Origin of the sequence: Burkholderia seminalis DSM 23518, assembly GCF_902832885.1 — a bacterium.
GTDB classification, from domain to species: Bacteria; Pseudomonadota; Gammaproteobacteria; order Burkholderiales; family Burkholderiaceae; genus Burkholderia; species Burkholderia seminalis.
This window is the reverse complement of the sequence record NZ_CADFDK010000017.1, coordinates 16775-32612: the sequence shown is the minus strand read 5'-3', so window position 1 is coordinate 32612 and position 15838 is coordinate 16775. Positions and strand designations below refer to the sequence as shown.

The following is a 15838-nucleotide window of genomic DNA, read 5'->3' as shown; positions in this document are numbered from 1 at the left end:
ACGCCGGACGGCCCGATGCACCGGGCCGGTGCGAGCGGCGATCAGTTGCGATGCAGTTGCATCGTCGCGCGGTCGAGTTCGCCCTTGACGACCATCGGCATCACGGCGAGCGCGCGTTCGATCGACGCGTCGATCACGTCCTGCTCCTCGCGGCGCGGCGGCTTCAGCACGAAGTTCGCGACGTCGGGCTTCGCGCCGGCGCGTGCGCTTTCCGGAATCAGGTCGCGCGGATGGCCGATGCCGATCCGCAGCCGCCAGTACTGCTGCGACGACAGGTGCGCGGAGATGTCCTTCAGGCCGTTGTGGCCGCCGCTGCCGCCGCCGAGCTTCAGCTTCACGGTGCCGGGTGGCAGGTCGAGCTCGTCGTGCGCGACGAGGATCTCGTCGGGCAGGATCTTGAAGAATTGCGCGAGCGCGACGACCGACTGGCCGGAGCGGTTCATGTAGGTCTGCGGCTCGAGCAGATGGACTTCCTCGCCGTGCAGGCGCGCTTTCGCGTAGAAGCCGTGGAATCGGCGTTCGTCGCGCAGCGTCGTGCCGGCTTCGCGGGCGAGCTGGTCGATCAGCCAGAAGCCGGCGTTGTGGCGCGTCGCGGTGTATTCCGCCCCGGGATTGCCGAGGCCGACGATCAGTTTGATCATGACGTTTCGAAGGCGGCAGCGGCCGCCTGGGCGCAGAAAAAGAAAAACCCGCCGGGCAAGCCGCGGCGGGTTGCGTCGACCGTTTCGTGAAACGGATCGATGGGGCGCGTAGGCAGCCGCTTAGGCAGCCGGCGTTTCGCCTTCGGCTGCGTCCGACACGGCACCAGCCGGGACCGTCGCCGAAGCGATGACCGGGTTTTCCGCGTCGATGTGCGCGACCAGCGCGACGCCCTTCGGCAGCGTGATGTCCTTCGCGTGCAGCGATTGACCGGCTTCGATCTTCGACAGGTCGACTTCGAGGAACTCCGGCAGGTCGGCCGGCAGGCACTCGATTTCGATTTCCGTCGCGACGTGCGAAACGATCGCGCTCGACAGCTTCACGGCCGGGCTGACTTCCGCGTTCAGGAAGTGCAGCGGTGCCTTCGTGTGCAGCTTCTTCTTCGCGTCAACGCGCTGGAAGTCCACGTGCAGCACCAGTTGCTTGAACGGGTGGTATTGCACGTCGCGCAGCAGAACCTGTTGCGACTGGCCAGCCACTTCGAGGTCGAGGATCGACGAGTGGAAAGCTTCCTTCTTCAGGGCGTGCCACAGGGCGTTGTGATCCAGTTCGATCTTTTGCGGGGCGGCTTCGCCACCGTAAACGATACCCGTGGTCTTGCCAGCGTTGCGCAGGCGGCGGCTCGCACCCGTACCTTGCTGTTGGCGCTCGAAAGCGACGACTTTCATATGATTCTCCAATAGCTGCCCGCGACCAGGCAGTAAAACGGGGCCGTCAAACGGCGGCCCCTGATGAAACGGCCGGGGTTTCGTCTATCCCGTCCGATTGTGCAAAAAGCGAAGCGTTGCCGCTTCGCTTTCCGCGCATGCTTTGTTCCGTCGATTCGCGATCAGGATTCCGCGAACAGCGACATCACCGAATCGCCGCGGCGGATCCGCGAGAACGTCTCGGCCAGCAGGCTCGCGCTCGTCAGCGAGCGGATCTTCGAGCAGGCCAGCGATTCGGCCGACAGCGGGATCGTGTCGGTGACGACCAGCTCGTCGAGTGCCGATGCGGCGATGCGATCCGCGGCGCCGCCCGACAGCACGGGGTGCGTCGCGTACGCGAACACCTGCTTCGCACCGCGGTCCTTCAGCACTTGTGCGGCCTTGCAGAGCGTGCCGGCCGTATCGACCATGTCGTCCATGATCACGCAGGTGCGGCCTTCGACTTCACCGATGATGTTCATCACTTCGGCGACGTTCGCCTTCGGGCGACGCTTGTCGATGATCGCGAGATCGCAGTTGAGCTGCTTCGCGAGTGCCCGGGCACGCACCACGCCGCCGACGTCCGGCGACACGACGAGCAGATCCGAGTAGTTCTGCTTGCGCAGGTCGCCCAGCAGGATCGGCGTTGCGTAGATGTTGTCGACCGGGATGTCGAAGAAGCCCTGAATCTGGTCGGCGTGCAGATCCATCGTGATGATCCGCTCGACGCCGGCGATTTCCAGCATGTTCGCGACGATCTTCGCCGAGATCGCGACCCGCGCCGAACGCGGGCGGCGATCCTGACGAGCGTAGCCGAAGTAGGGGATGGCTGCGGTGATCCGGCCGGCGGATGCGCGCTTGAGCGCATCGACCATGATCATCAGTTCCATCAGGTTGTCGTTCGCCGGTGCGCACGTGGATTGCAGGACGAAGACGTCCTTGCCACGCACGTTTTCCTGGATCTCGACCTGGATCTCGCCGTCGGAGAAACGGCTGACCATTGCTTTGCCGAGGGGGATACCAAGGATATTGACGACTTCCTGGGCAAGCGCGGGATTCGCGTTGCCAGTAAAGACCATCAGGCCATCATGGCTGTGGCTGCTCATCGTGCACCTGCTTCAGGCTTGGGGCGGGAAATGCGGGAAAATTTTTGGCAGGGGAGGAAGGACTCGAACCCTCGCATGCCGGAATCAAAATCCGGTGCCTTGACCAACTTGGCGACTCCCCTACACTTAACTGACTGCTTCACCGAACTCGTGTAGGCCGTTCGGCAAAGTAAAACTTCATGACGCGAAAGCGAAGAGCGGATGCTCGTTCAGACTCTCGGCAACTGCGCCCTTCCAGCTGGCGGGCAGCTTGGCTTTCGCCGCTTCTGCCTCGTGCTTGCTGTGAAACGCTGCAAACACGCTTGCTCCGGAGCCGGTCATCCTCGCGGGGGTCACATCATACAACCATTTGACCGCCTGCGCAACTTCCGCGTACTTCCTTGTTACAACTTCCTGCATGTCGTTCCGGCCGAAGCTATCTGGCCATCCCGCATCGCTGGTTTGCTGTGCAAGAAAGTCAGCAATTGTGACGGGCTTCGTATCTCTTGTCAACAACTCATCTGAAAATATTTCAGCGGTCGGGACATGAACGCTTGGCGTCACAACCAAGAACCAGCGAGTCGGCAATTCTACCTCAGCTAATTCTTCTCCGATACCCTCTGCGAACGCATTTTTTCCAAAAATAAAAAACGGGACGTCGGCGCCGAGTTTGACCGCGAGCGACTGCAGCTCGGCACGCGGCAGGTCGAGCTGCCACAGGCGGTTCAGCGCGAGCAGCGTCGTCGCCGCGTCGGAGCTGCCGCCGCCGAGACCGGCGCCCATCGGCAGGCACTTGTCGATCTCGATGTCGACGCCGTGCGCGGTGCCCGTATGCGTTTTCAGCAGGTTGGCCGCGCGCACGACGAGATCGCTTTCCTCGGGCACGCCGGGCACGTCGGTGACGCGTGCGACGCGACCGTCGTCGCGCAGCGTGAAGTGCAGCGTATCGCCCCAGTTCAGCAGCTGGAACACGCTCTGCAGGTCGTGATAGCCGTTCGGGCGACGGCCGGTGATGTGCAGGAACAGGTTGAGTTTCGCGGGCGCAAGGCAGTTGCGCAGCGAGCGGGTCGAATCGGTCATGCGTATGTCTGGGCTGGGCCGGTGCTCACTGGTCGAGCACGAGCTTGATGTCGAGCGGCGGTGTCGCGCGCACGAGGTTGACGCGTTTGACGCCCGTGGCCGGGGCGTCCGCGTAGGCAAGGTAGTCGATCGTCCAGCCGTCCTGGCGGATCTGCTTGACGCGCGTGCCGTCGGCCGGGTCGCGCACGGTTTCCGCCTGTGTCGCGGGCGCGGCCGTCGGCAGCAGCCAGTAGCGCAGGCCGGCGAGCGGCAGTTCGAAGCCGAGCGTCTTCTGCATCAGGTCGCCGACGTCCGGCGCGTATTGCGTCGGACGGTTCGGCAGTTCGAGCGAGGCTGCCTGCGGCGTCGATTTCACGATCGCGAGCGTCTGGCCGAGCGGGCTGCGCAGCTCGAGCGACACGTCGTCGCCGTGTTCCTGCCAGTCGAAGTTGCCGTACACGTGCTGCTGCTTGCCGAGACGGTCGTCGTACTGCACCGCGAAGCGGCCGTGGTAAGCATGCGACGCGGCCGTTTGCAGCACCGCGCCGGTCGCCGGCGCGCTGGCCGACGGCGGCGTGCTCGCGCAGCCGGCGAGCGCGAGCGCCGCGCCGGCCGCGGCCAGCGTGCGCTGCGCGCGGGAGAACAGGGAAAGCGTCGGGAACATCCGCATCAGAGGCCGTTGATCTGGAGGCGCTTCAGCGTCTGCACGAGCGTCTCGTTGTCGGGTTCGAGCTTCTGCGCGTCGCGCCATGCGGAACGTGCGTCGTCCTGCGCGCCGCTCTTCCACAGCACTTCGCCGAGGTGCGCGCCGATTTCGGCGTTCGGCTGCAGTTCGTACGCGCGCCGCAGGACCTTCGTCGCGCCGGCCGTGTCGCCCATCCGGTACTTCACCCAGCCGAGGCTGTCCATGATGTACGCGTCATTCGGCGCGAGCGCCATCGCCTTGTCGATCAGCTTGCTGGCTTCGGGCAGGCGCTGGTTGCGGTCGGCCAGCGAATAGCCGAGCGCGTTGTACGCCTGCGGGTTGTCGGGCTGCGTGCGGATCAGCTCGCGCAACTGCTTTTCCATCGTCGTGTAGTGGCCGGTCTTTTCGGCCGCCATCGCGTAGTCGTAGCGCAGGTCGGGATCGTCGGGGAAGTCCTGGACCGCCTGGCCGAGCCGCGCCTCGGCTTCCGGATAGCGTTTCGCTGTGAACAGGATCGACGCGTCGGTGCGCGCGACCACGGCCGCGTCGCGCGGATCGGTGATCGGCAGGTCGTCGAGCACCTTGCGCGCCTCATCGGTCTTGCCCTGTTTCTGCAGCAGCTGCGCGCGCGTGATTTGCGCGGGCAGGTAGTGCTGGCTCGTCTGGTCGACCTTGTCGAGCCATTGCGACGCCTGCGCGTCGTTGTTCTGGTCGATCGCGATCTGCGCGAGGTAGATGTAGCCCTGGCCGACGTCGAGGTTCGGCTGCTTGTTGCCGAGCTGCACGTACTGCTTCAGGTAGGCGGTCGCTTCGTCGAGCTTCTTCTGCTGGATCTTGATCAGCGCGAGCGCCATCAGCGGCGTCGGATCCTTCGCGTCGAGCTTGCGCATCGTCTCGAACTGCTTCTGCGCGTCGTCGAGGCGGTCGTCGGCGAGATACAGCTGCGACAGCGCGAGCCGCGCATCGCGCGACTTCGGATTCTGCTGAACATACTTCTCGAACGAGGCGATGCCGGCCGCGCGTTCCGCCGGGCCCATCTGCGACAGCATCAGCGCCGCCGGCAGGTAGTCGGGGCGCAGCGCCAGCGCCTGCTTCAGCGACTGCGCGGCGCCGTCCTTGTCGTCGACCGCGAGCTGCTGCCGTGCGATCGCGAGCTGGGCCTCGGGGCGGTTCATGTCGTTCTTCAGCATGTCCTTCAGCACCGCGAGGCCGCCGACGCGGTCGGGGCCGCGCACGAGCAGCGCCTGCAGCGCGAGGATCGCCGGGCCGCGCGTCTCGCCGGTCGCGCGGGCCAGCTCGCGCGCGAGCATCGGCTGCGCGTCGGCCGGCTTGCCGGCGAGCACCAGCAGCGCGGCATCGACCTGCGACGCCCGGTTCGAATCCGGCGCGTACTGGCGCCACAGATTCGCGGCGGACAGCGCGTCGGCCGGGCTCTGCGCGCCGAGCGCGATCTCGGTCGCGCGCTGCGCCATGCGCGGATCGCGCGTGTCGCGGGCAAGTGCGAGGTAGGTCTGGTAGGCGGGCGCCGGCTGGTTGCGCTGGAGCGCGACCTCGGCGGCGAGCACCTGGTAGACGATCTGGCTCGTCAGCGGCACGCCGGGGAGATTCTTCCGCTCGTCCGGCATCACATGCTCGAACGCACCCTGCGGCTCCGCGTCGTCCGATGCCGGATCCTGCGCGTGGGCCGGGAAGGCGGTGAGGGTCCAGGCGGCAAACAGCGCGGCGCCGAGTGCACGGCGGACCGGGAAGGCGCGCACGCCGCGCACGGCGGCGGGGCGCTTCTGAAGCAGCTTCGAGGGCAGAGTCATGGAAATCCGTTCGATGTTTCAACCGATTGTAACGCGCTCGCTACAATACACGCACGATCGTGAATCCAGCCTCAGACCCGTAAAACATGCCAGAGTTGCCAGAAGTCGAAGTCACGCGCCGGGGCATCGAGCCCTTTGTCGCGGGCCGCCGCGTCGAGCGTGTCGACGTCCGTACCGAGATGTTGCGCTGGCCCGTGCCGGCGGGGCTCGCCGAGCAGTTGCGCGCGCGCGAGGTGCTCGCCGTCGAGCGTCGCGGCAAGTATCTGCTGTTCGAGGTCGACGCCGGCTGGTTCATCGTCCATCTCGGCATGACGGGCACGCTGCGCGTGCTGCCCGCGGCCGGCGTGCCGGTCGCCGCGAAGCACGACCATATCGACTGGATCTTCGACGAATTCGTGCTGCGGTTCCGCGACCCGCGCCGCTTCGGCGCCGTGTTGTGGCACCCGCGCGAAGCAGGCGACGTGCACGCGCATCCGCTTCTCGCGAGCCTCGGCGTCGAGCCGTTCTCGCCGGCGTTCACCGGCGCGCTGCTGCACGCGCGCACGCGCGGCCGCACGGTGTCGGTCAAGCAGGCGCTGCTCGCGGGCGACATGGTCGTCGGCGTCGGCAACATCTATGCGTCGGAGAGCCTGTTTCGCGCCGGCATCCGGCCGACGACGGCCGCCGGCAAGGTCTCGCTGCCGCGCTACGAGCGGCTGGCCGACGCGGTGCGCGCGACACTTGCCGACGCGATCGAGCGCGGCGGCAGCACGTTGCGCGATTTTGTCGGCAGCAACGGCGAAAGCGGCTACTTCCAGCTCGACTGCTTCGTCTACGACCGGGCGGGCCAGCCGTGCCGCGTATGCGGCACGCCGATCCGCCAGATCGTGCAGGGCCAGCGGTCGACCTATTTCTGTCCGACCTGCCAGCGTTGAAACCTTTTTTCACGATTAGATAACTTGAAGCCGCCCCGCATCGCCCCCGCTCCGTTCCCCGTCACGCCGCTGCACCGCACGTTCGCCACGCGCCTGGTCGCGTGGCAGCGCGAGCACGGCCGCCACGACCTGCCGTGGCAGAACACCCGCGATCCGTACCGGATCTGGCTGTCGGAAATCATGCTGCAGCAGACGCAGGTGTCGACCGTGATTCCGTACTACACGCGCTTTCTCGAACGCTACCCCGACGTCGCGGCGCTCGCCGCCGCCCCGGCCGACGACGTGATGGCGCTGTGGGCGGGGCTCGGCTACTACTCGCGTGCGCGCAACCTGCATCGCTGCGCGCAGGTCGTCGTCGCCGAACACGGCGGTGCGTTTCCGGCGACGCCCGACGCGCTGGCCGAACTGCCGGGCATCGGCCGCTCGACGGCTGCCGCGATCGCGTCGTTCGCCTACGGCGCGCGTGCGACGATTCTCGACGGCAACGTGAAGCGCGTGCTCGCGCGCGTGTTCGGCGTCGAGGGGTTTCCGGGCGAGAAGCGGGTCGAGAACGACATGTGGGCGCTCGCCGAATCGCTATTGCCCGATGCCGCGAACGCGGCCGACGTGAGTGCCTACACGCAGGGGCTGATGGATCTTGGCGCGACGCTGTGCGTGCGCGGCAAGCCCGATTGCGCGCGCTGCCCGTTCGCGGGCGACTGCGTCGCGCAATCGACGGGCCGCCAGCGCGAACTGCCGGCCGCGCGGCCGAAGAAGGCCGTGCCGACGCGCAGGACCTGGATGCTCGTGCTGCGCGATGGCGATGCCGTGCTGCTGGAGCGCCGCCCGCCGACCGGGATCTGGGGCGGACTGTGGAGCCTGCCGCAAGCGGACGGCGACGCCGCGCTCGCGGAACTCGCGCGCGGTTTCGGCGGCGGCGGCACGGTGCCGCTCGCCCCGCTCACGCACACCTTCACGCATTTCCGGCTCGAGATCGAACCGCGGCTGAGCGATATCGCGGACGGCGGCGGCTTGCCTTCGTCCGCGCGCGACGCGGATACCGCCTGGGTGCCGTTGAGCCGGCTCGATGCGTACGGCGTCCCGGCGCCCGTGCGCAAGCTGCTCGACGCACTGAGCGGGCCGCTGCTGTAACGAAAGGGAAAGGGCGCCGCGCGCCCGGGAACGCGCCGGGCCGAAGCCGCCTAAAGCCAGCCGTGCCGGTCGAGCACGTGGTGCACGGCGTCGATGCGTGCGCCGACGTCCGGAAACTCCATCAGCTTCTGCCGCGCCCGCAGGTCGAGCGGCAGCAGTTCCGCGAGGCGGTTCGACACCCAGCTCGGATCGTCGAGGCGGAACGGTTCGCCGAACGGCATCTTCTCCGGATCGGACTTCTTCAGCGCGTTGATGATGCGCTCGAGCACCTCGGCGCACGAGCCGAACTGCGCGAGCGTCTGCTCGCCTTCGAGCGGGATGTCGTCGGGCAGCGGCTCCGCGATGCCGACCAGCAGCCCGTTGCCTTCGACGCGATACGACAGCAGCTCGAAACGCTGCGTGCCGACCGCCTGCAGATACAGCATCCCGAATTCACCGGTATCGCACTCGGTGATGCGCGCCATGCAGCCGATGGTCTCGGGCACCGACACGGCACCGTCCTGCGCGACTTCGGGCCCGCTCTTCAGCAGGCACACGCCGAACGGTGAGTTATCGCGCAGGCACGCGCGGGACATGTCGAGATAGCGCGCCTCGAACACCTTGAGCGGGAGCAGGCCTCCCGGAAACAGTACCGTGTGCAGTGGAAACAGCGGCAGGTCGATCAGGGTGGTCGATAGGGAGGACATGGCGCGCTGACAAGGGAGCGGGTGTCGCTAGGGTCGGGCGACCTCGGAGACGAGCCGCGACGACGCGTCGACATCCACTGGCGCGTCACGATGCCGCACGATCACGTTCGCCTCGTGCGCGAGGCGCGCGGCGAGCGTTTCCGCGATGAACACCGAGCGATGCTGGCCGCCCGTGCAGCCGATGGCGACGGTCAGGTAGCTGCGGTTGTCATCACGGAAGTGCGGCAGCCATTTCATCAGGAACGCATGGATGTCGTCGATCATCTGGTGGACGATCGGCAGTGCGTCGAGAAAGGCGATGACCGGCCGGTCGAGCCCGGTGAGCGGGCGCAACTCGTGGTCGTAGTACGGGTTCGGCAGCGCGCGCACGTCGAACATCAGGTCGGCGTCGAGCGGCACGCCGCGCTTGAAGCCGAACGACTCGAACATCACCATCAGGTCGTTGTCTTTCTGCTCGATGAAGCGCTTGACCCACGTGCGCAGCACGTTCGCGCGCAGCGTGCTCGTATCGATCTGGTGGCCGAATTCGGCGAGCGGCGCGACGAGGTCGCGCTCGCGCTCGATCGCTTCCTCGAGCGACGACAGCAGGCCGACGTCCGCATCGTGCGACAGCGAGCCGGACAGCGGATGGCGGCGGCGCGTTTCGGAGAAGCGCTGGATCAGCGCCTGGGTGCTGGCGTTGAGGAACAGCACGCGCACGTCGTGCTCGCCCGACAGTTCGCGGATCAGGCCGGGCATTTCGTCGAGCGACGCGCTCGAGCGCGCGTCGATCGCGACCGCGAGCCGGCGCTGGCCGTTCTGGCCGAGGTAGCGGGCGAGTTCGGGCAGCACGTGCGGCGGCAGGTTGTCGACGCAGTAATAGCCTGCGTCTTCGAGCGCGTTCAGCGCGACGGACTTGCCTGAGCCGGAGATGCCGGTGATAAGGACGATGCGCATGGGAAGCAGTGAATCCTGACGTTTCATCATAGCACCGGCTCGACGCGTCGGCGTTGCGCGGCCGGCGCGTGCGGGTTACACCAGTTTGCCGGGGAACTGACTGTCGGGATCCTGCATCGCGAGTCGTTGCCGATCCATGAAATCGCGCAAGGTGTCGATTCCGCGCAACTGCAGGATCGTGTTCCGGACGGCCGCCTCGACCAGCACCGCGAGGTTGCGGCCGGCCGCGACCTGGATCGTGACCTTGCTGATCGGCAGGCCGAGCACGTCGACGGTCTGGCTTTCGAGCGGCAGGCGCTGGAATTCGCCGTCGGGGCGCCGTACGAGCTGGACGATCAGCTTCAGCTTCATTTTCCGCCGCACGGCGGTTTCGCCGAAGATCGTCTTGATGTCGAGCAGGCCGAGGCCGCGCACTTCGAGCAGGTTCTGCAGCAGCGGCGGGCAGCGCCCTTCGACGAAATCGGGGCCAAGTCTGACGAAATCGACCGCGTCGTCGGCGACGAGGCCGTGGCCGCGGCTGATCAGCTCGAGGCCGAGTTCGCTCTTGCCGAGGCCCGAATCGCCGGTCAGGAGCACGCCCATCCCGAGGATGTCGATGAACACGCCGTGCAGCGTCGCGCGCGGCGCGAGGATGCGCGACATGTAGAGCCGCAGGCTGTCGATCACGGCGGCGGCCGACATCGGCGTCGTGAACAGCGGGGTGGACGAGCGCGTGCAGCGCAGCACGAGTTCGGGCGGGGCCGCGGCGCCGCCGGCGACGACGAGGAACGGCGGCTCGAGCGCGATCAGCTCGGCCATGTGGCGCGAGCGGTCTTCGTCGGTCTGCCGCTGGTAGTAGTCGATTTCGGCCTCGCCGAGCACCTGGATCCGGTTCGGGTGGATCAGGTTCAGGTGGCCGACGAGGTCGGCGCTCGAGGTCGCATTGCCGACCGTGTCGGCGGAAAAGCCGCGCTCCCAGCCTTCATGCCCCGTCAGCCAGCTCAGTTTCAGCGTGGCCGCGTTGTCGTCGAAGATGCTCTGGGCGTTGATGCTGGACGTATCCATGACTCTCGTCACTCCAATGAGCCGGTGCATGCGCGCGGCGACGGGCGTCGCCATGCCGAGCCGGCGCCGGGCGGCCCTGGACGGCGGCGTGTGCCGCCGCGTACCGGAAAATATTCCGCCCGGATCAACTCAAGGTTGCCACTGAGTGAGCAGGCGATGCAACTCGGCGATATCCGTTTCGTTGTGCAGACGCTCGCGCGCGTCGCGATCGGATAGCAGTTGCGCGATTTCCGACAGGATCTCGAGGTGCTGCTGGGTGGCTTGCTCGGGGACGAGCAGGAAGATCAGGAGGCCGACCGGCTGGCCGTCGGGCGCTTCGAACGGGATCGCATCGGCGAGGCGGACGAACGCGGCGAGCGGGTGCTTGAGACCCTTGATGCGGCCGTGCGGAATCGCGACCCCTTCGCCGAGCCCGGTCGAACCGAGGCGCTCGCGCGCGAACAGGTTGTCCGTGACGATGCTGCGGGCGATGCCGTTCTGATTCTCGAACATCAGCCCGGCTTGTTCGAAGACGCGTTTCTTGCTGGTGACTGAGAGGTCGATGACGACGTTCTCTATGGGCAGGATTTTGGCTAGGCGATTCATGTTGGCAGGCGATTGGGCGGCCTGGGGTCTCCTTGCTGCGGCAGACTGATTTTCCATGTTCGGCGATATCAAGGCATGTGGCATCGGCAACCTGCAACGCAGCTACCGCACCCAGCGCCCCCCGGCGATAACCGGAACATTATAGAGCACAGCCGCGTGCGTGGCGCAGCCCGGACCGACCGGTTGCACCCCTGCGCGGAGTCGCAAAAAAAACGCCCGGCGAACCGGGCGGCGTGCGTGTTGCGGTAAGGTTATTGCGGCGGCAGTTCGATCTGGTCGATCGACGGTTGAAGCTTGATCGGGTCGTGCGCGTGCGTTTGCAGGCGCTCCATGTGCTTGACGACCTGGCGATCCAGCTTGTCGATCAGCAAATCGATCGCAGCGTACAGGTTGCCGTTCGCGCTTTCGACGAAGATGTCCTTGCCCTTCAGGTGCAGGTTGATTTCCGCGCGCTGCTGCTTGTCCTTTTCCTTGTGGTTGTCGACCGAGAGGATCACAGTGCCATCGATCACCTGATCGCTATGCCGTAGCACCCGGTCCAGCTTGGTGATCACGTATTCGCGAATGGCAGGCGTGACTTCGAGATGATGTCCACTGATCTTCAGGTTCATAGTGCTTCTCCAAGCGAGTGACCACCCGGCCGCATCGAGGCGGCGCTCCGGTCGACTTGCCCCTGCCGCACGAGGCGGCATATCGCGGACAAGTCGCCCGGCCTGTTCCCCGTGTGCGCGGTGGCCGGAACACGCCTGCCGCCGGGCAGGCAGCAGGCTTAAAGAGACTTGCGCAGATTCACTGCCGGGATCTTGAGGGCTTCGCGATATTTCGCAACCGTGCGGCGCGCGACCACGAAACCCTGTTCTGCCAGCAGCTCGGCAATGCGGCTGTCCGAAAGTGGCGATTTTGGGTCTTCAGCTCCTATCAGTTGCTTGATGAGGGCTCGGATGGCGGTCGACGAGGCGGCGCCACCGGTGTCGGTCGAAACGTGAGATCCGAAGAAGTACTTAAATTCCAGCGTCCCGAACGGGGTCAGCATGTACTTCCCGGTTGTCACACGGCTGACAGTCGACTCGTGTAGGCCCAGCGTATCAGCTATTTCCCGCAAAACCAAGGGGCGCATGGCAATTTCACCGTGCGCAAAGAAATTCTTCTGACGCTCGACAATAGCCTGCGCGACTCGCAGGATCGTGTCGAAACGCTGCTGGATATTCTTGATCAGCCAGCGCGCTTCCTGGAGCTGCTGCTTCAGCGAACCGGCCGACGGATCGCCGCGGCTGTTGCGCAGGATGTTCGCGTACAGGTTGTTGATCCGCAGGCGCGGCACGACCTCCGGATTGAGTTCCGCGAGCCACCCCTGGCCGGCCTTCTTCACGATGATGTCGGGCACGACGTAGTCGGCCTCGGCCTTGCCGTACGCGGCGCCGGGGAACGGCTCCAGCGAGCGGATCAGCGCATGCGCGTCGCGCAGCGCGTCGTCGCTCGCCTTCAGGTGCTTGCGCAACCGTGTGAAATCGCGGGCCGCGAGCAGTTCGAGGTGCTGCGACACGATCTCGAGCGCGAGCGTGCGCGTCGGGGACGGATCGAGGCGCAGCAGCTGCAGCTTCAGGCATTCGGACGCCGAGCGCGCGCCGACCCCGGGCGGGTCGAAGCTGTGCAGCAGCGCGAGCGCCGCGTTCAGTTCGTCGCAGTCGATCTCCAGCTCGGGCGGCAGGTCGGCGAGCACCTCGTCGAGCGTCGCGGTCAGGTAGCCGTCGTCGTCGAGCGACTCGATCAGGAACATCACGAGCGCGCGATCGCGCGGGCCGGCCTGCGTGACGCGCAACTGCGCGGACAGGTGGTCGCGCAGCGACGTCGCGGCTTCCTGCACCTGCAGCGGCGGGAGGTCGTCGTCGTCGGACGCGCCGCTCGCGCGGCCGAATTCGTCGAGATTCCATTGCGGGCCGTCGTTGCCGTCGCCGGAACCGTAACCGTCGTAGTCGTCGGCGCCGGCCGGCTCGTCGCGCTCCGCGCGATCGCTGGACGTGCTGCTGCCGTTTGCCGAGGCCGGCTCGGTGTTCTGCGCGGGCGGCGTCTGCGCGATCAGCGATCCGTCCGCCGCGACACGCAGCGGGCTCGCGATCCATTCGTCGTCGTTCTCGAGCAGCGGGTTCTGCGCGACGGCCATCGCGACTTCCTGCTGCAATTCGAGCGTGGACAACTGCAGGAGCCGGATCGACTGCTGCAGCTGCGGCGTCAGCGCCAGGTGTTGCGACAGGCGGAGTTGAAGGCTGGCTTTCATGGCAAGGAGGGAGTCATACCGGCAGTTTGCCACGACCCAGGCGCATTGAGCCATCCGCGATTACGCGCGGCGCGCCGCCCGGCCGCGGGCATGCCCGCGGGGCGTGGATGCAAAGCAGGGCGCGGCCCCGCGCGGCGATGCCGGGCGGGGTGCAGCCAGCCACGAGGGGAGTTACATGCGGAAGTGTTCGCCGAGGTACACGCGGCGCACGCTTTCGTTTTCGATGATTTCGCTCGGCGCGCCGGCGGCGAGCACCGAGCCGTCGCTGATGATGTACGCGTGATCGCAGATGCCGAGCGTTTCGCGGACGTTGTGGTCGGTGATCAGCACGCCGATGTTGCGTTGCTTCAGGAACTTGACGATCTTCTGGATCTCGAGCACCGCGATCGGGTCGACGCCGGCGAACGGTTCGTCGAGCAGGATGAAGTTCGGGTTGGTCGCGAGCGCGCGGGCGATCTCGACGCGGCGCCGTTCGCCGCCCGACAGCGACAGCGCGGGGTTCTCGCGCAGATGGCCGATCTGCAGCTCGTCGAGCAGCGCCTCGGTGCGCGACGAGATCGCGTCCTTCGACAGCCGCTTGCCGTCTTCGCCGTGCTGCAGTTCGAGCACCGCGCGGATGTTTTCCTCGACGGTCAGCTTGCGGAACACGGACGCTTCCTGCGGCAGGTACGACAGGCCGAGCGACGCGCGCTTGTGGATCGGCAGCAGGCTGATCGAGCTGCCGTTCAGCGAGATCTCGCCCGCGTCGAGCGGCACGAGGCCGACGATCATGTAGAACGACGTGGTCTTGCCGGCGCCGTTCGGGCCGAGCAGGCCGACGACCTCGCCGCTCTTCACGTCGAGCGACACGTCCTTGACGACCGTGCGCGAGCCGTAGCGCTTCTTCAGGTTGCGGACGACGAGCGAGCTCGTGGTGCCGGCAGGCTGGCGGTTCGGTAGCGCGTTCATTGGCCCGGCGCTCCCTGGATCGTGGTCGACGGCGACAGCTTCGCCGGCGCGCCGTTCAGCGGCGCGGGGCCGCCGTTCTTCGGCGACAGCATCGCGCGCACGCGGCCGTTCGGGTTGCCCGGCGCGGCCACGTCCTTGCCGCCCTTCGCGGTGTAGAAGTCGCGCTGGCCGTCGTACGTGATCACGCTGCCGTGCACGGTATCGGCGACGGTCGACGTGCCCTGCAGGCGGCGCACGGTCGCGGCCGTCGTGAGCGTGGTCAGGTCCTGCTTGCCGTCGTAGTCGATGCGCTCGGCGTCGCCGTCGATGTATTCGTCGAGGCCTTCGCGCTTCTGGCGGAACGTCGCGTGCTTCTTGCCGCTGCCGAACGAGGTGGCGTACTGATAGCCTTCCGGGTCCTGGCGCACTTCGACGCGATCGCCCTTGATGATGATCGTGCCCTTCGTGATCACGACGTTGCCGGTCGCGACCGTGACCTGCTTCAGGTCGTCATAGGTCAGGTTGTCGGCCTCGACGTTGATCGGCTTGTTCTGGTCGGCCTTCTCGGCATGGGCGAGCGGCGCCAGCCCGACCAGCGGGAGCGCCACGAGCGTCGCGGCAAGCGCGGCGCGGACGGCGCGCGCAGCGCCGCCGGAAATCTGTCGAGGGAACGGTTCGTTCATGCAGTCACGTGAGGGATGCGTCACTTGGGTTGACCTTTCGAGCCGCCGGACGTGTCCGCGGCGGCAATCGTGCCGCGCACGTTGCCGTAGAGCTCGATGACCCGGGTGACGTTGTTGTACTTCATGCCGTCGGTCGCGTTGACGAGCGACAGGCCGCGCTGAAGTTTAACCGGCTTTTCGGTCTGGATCACATCGTCATTGACGAAGATCCGGAAATGCTGGGAATCGGCCTGCATCTGCGGATCGCCGCCGCCGGCCGCGCGCAGGATGCGGGCATCGTCGTACAAATCGACGATCGACACGTCGCCGTTGACGGTGCCGCGCTTCGCGGTGGTCGTGACGACCGGCTTGCCGGGCTGGAACGCGCGCATGGCCGGATCGGTCAGGTCGCTGCTTTCGGTGTCTTCGTAGTGGATCAGCTTCGCGGCCGTCAGCCGGTACTGGGTCGAGCCGGACTGGTCGAGCTCGGTGACCGAGAAGTTGTCCGCGAAATAGTCGGGCGTGTGGCGCTTCGGCTGCACGGTGCCCTCGCCGGGCGGCGGCAGCGTGGCCTGCAGCAGCCACCACGTGACGCCCGCGAGCGCGGCGACCGCGCCGAGCGGCAGCAGCTGGGTCCAGCGGAAATGCGTATTCAT

General features: G+C 66.7%; 17 protein-coding genes and 1 tRNA gene. 2 read left to right on the top strand and 16 right to left on the bottom strand.

The features are described 5' to 3' along the window. Positions 1-41: 41 nt before the first annotated feature. The 7 genes from pth to HWX00_RS32140 form a co-directional block, all read right to left on the bottom strand. A complete protein-coding gene (gene pth / locus HWX00_RS32170) occupies positions 42-641 on the bottom strand; it encodes an aminoacyl-tRNA hydrolase (protein WP_034189264.1) in 600 nt (199 codons plus the stop codon). 120 nt (positions 642-761) lie between these two features. Then, positions 762-1367 carry a 50S ribosomal protein L25/general stress protein Ctc gene (locus tag HWX00_RS32165; protein ID WP_034189265.1) on the bottom strand — a complete coding sequence of 202 codons (606 nt, stop codon included), beginning with the start codon at positions 1365-1367 and terminating at the stop codon, positions 762-764. A 161-nt stretch (positions 1368-1528) separates the two neighbouring features. Beyond that, positions 1529-2491, bottom strand: a complete 963-nt coding sequence (locus HWX00_RS32160) for a ribose-phosphate pyrophosphokinase (protein WP_034189266.1) — start codon at positions 2489-2491, stop codon at positions 1529-1531. 45 nt (positions 2492-2536) lie between these two features. Further along, a tRNA-Gln gene (locus tag HWX00_RS32155) sits at positions 2537-2613 on the bottom strand. A 55-nt stretch (positions 2614-2668) separates the two neighbouring features. After that, a complete protein-coding gene (gene ispE, locus HWX00_RS32150; protein ID WP_069706839.1) occupies positions 2669-3550 on the bottom strand; it encodes a 4-(cytidine 5'-diphospho)-2-C-methyl-D-erythritol kinase in 882 nt (293 codons plus the stop codon). A gap of 25 nt (positions 3551-3575) precedes the next feature. Next, complete coding sequence (lolB, locus tag HWX00_RS32145; protein ID WP_034189268.1) at positions 3576-4199, bottom strand: lipoprotein insertase outer membrane protein LolB; 624 nt, start codon at positions 4197-4199, stop codon at positions 3576-3578. After that, on the bottom strand, positions 4199-6022 hold the full coding sequence (locus HWX00_RS32140; RefSeq protein WP_175028671.1) for a tetratricopeptide repeat protein: 1824 nt from the start codon (positions 6020-6022) through the stop codon (positions 4199-4201). The genes lolB and HWX00_RS32140 overlap by 1 nt, the downstream gene beginning before the upstream one ends. An 86-nt stretch (positions 6023-6108) precedes the next feature. Between HWX00_RS32140 and mutM the strand changes: the two genes are divergently transcribed. Then, the gene (mutM, locus tag HWX00_RS32135; RefSeq protein WP_034189270.1) at positions 6109-6936 is read left to right on the top strand and encodes a bifunctional DNA-formamidopyrimidine glycosylase/DNA-(apurinic or apyrimidinic site) lyase; all 828 of its coding nucleotides are present in this window, start codon (positions 6109-6111) and stop codon (positions 6934-6936) included. Positions 6937-6960: 24 nt separating this feature from the next. Beyond that, positions 6961-8067 carry an A/G-specific adenine glycosylase gene (gene mutY, locus HWX00_RS32130; RefSeq protein WP_034189271.1) on the top strand — a complete coding sequence of 369 codons (1107 nt, stop codon included), beginning with the start codon at positions 6961-6963 and terminating at the stop codon, positions 8065-8067. 50 nt (positions 8068-8117) lie between these two features. On the opposite strand, the gene HWX00_RS32125 is transcribed toward mutY, so the two are convergent. The 9 genes from HWX00_RS32125 to lptC form a co-directional block, all read right to left on the bottom strand. Next, the gene (locus tag HWX00_RS32125) at positions 8118-8753 is read right to left on the bottom strand and encodes an LON peptidase substrate-binding domain-containing protein (RefSeq protein WP_034189272.1); all 636 of its coding nucleotides are present in this window, start codon (positions 8751-8753) and stop codon (positions 8118-8120) included. A 27-nt stretch (positions 8754-8780) separates the two neighbouring features. After that, complete coding sequence (gene rapZ / locus HWX00_RS32120; RefSeq protein WP_034189273.1) at positions 8781-9689, bottom strand: RNase adapter RapZ; 909 nt, start codon at positions 9687-9689, stop codon at positions 8781-8783. Between the two features lie 75 nt (positions 9690-9764). Continuing rightward, the gene (gene hprK / locus HWX00_RS32115) at positions 9765-10733 is read right to left on the bottom strand and encodes an HPr(Ser) kinase/phosphatase (protein WP_011353227.1); all 969 of its coding nucleotides are present in this window, start codon (positions 10731-10733) and stop codon (positions 9765-9767) included. A 129-nt stretch (positions 10734-10862) separates the two neighbouring features. Continuing rightward, the gene (locus HWX00_RS32110; RefSeq protein WP_049034209.1) at positions 10863-11375 is read right to left on the bottom strand and encodes a PTS sugar transporter subunit IIA; all 513 of its coding nucleotides are present in this window, start codon (positions 11373-11375) and stop codon (positions 10863-10865) included. A gap of 194 nt (positions 11376-11569) precedes the next feature. Continuing rightward, positions 11570-11929 carry a ribosome hibernation-promoting factor, HPF/YfiA family gene (hpf, locus tag HWX00_RS32105; protein WP_006477786.1) on the bottom strand — a complete coding sequence of 120 codons (360 nt, stop codon included), beginning with the start codon at positions 11927-11929 and terminating at the stop codon, positions 11570-11572. A gap of 158 nt (positions 11930-12087) precedes the next feature. Further along, positions 12088-13593, bottom strand: coding sequence for an RNA polymerase factor sigma-54 (locus HWX00_RS32100; protein ID WP_034189274.1), 1506 nt, complete (start codon positions 13591-13593; stop codon positions 12088-12090). A 171-nt stretch (positions 13594-13764) separates the two neighbouring features. Next, positions 13765-14541 (bottom strand): LPS export ABC transporter ATP-binding protein, encoded by a 777-nt coding sequence (lptB, locus tag HWX00_RS32095; RefSeq protein ID WP_034189275.1) that lies wholly within the window; start codon positions 14539-14541, stop codon positions 13765-13767. Beyond that, complete coding sequence (gene lptA / locus HWX00_RS32090; RefSeq protein ID WP_006483139.1) at positions 14538-15203, bottom strand: lipopolysaccharide transport periplasmic protein LptA; 666 nt, start codon at positions 15201-15203, stop codon at positions 14538-14540. The genes lptB and lptA overlap by 4 nt, the downstream gene beginning before the upstream one ends. Positions 15204-15223: 20 nt before the next feature. Further along, positions 15224-15838 (bottom strand): LPS export ABC transporter periplasmic protein LptC, encoded by a 615-nt coding sequence (gene lptC / locus HWX00_RS32085; RefSeq protein ID WP_034189276.1) that lies wholly within the window; start codon positions 15836-15838, stop codon positions 15224-15226.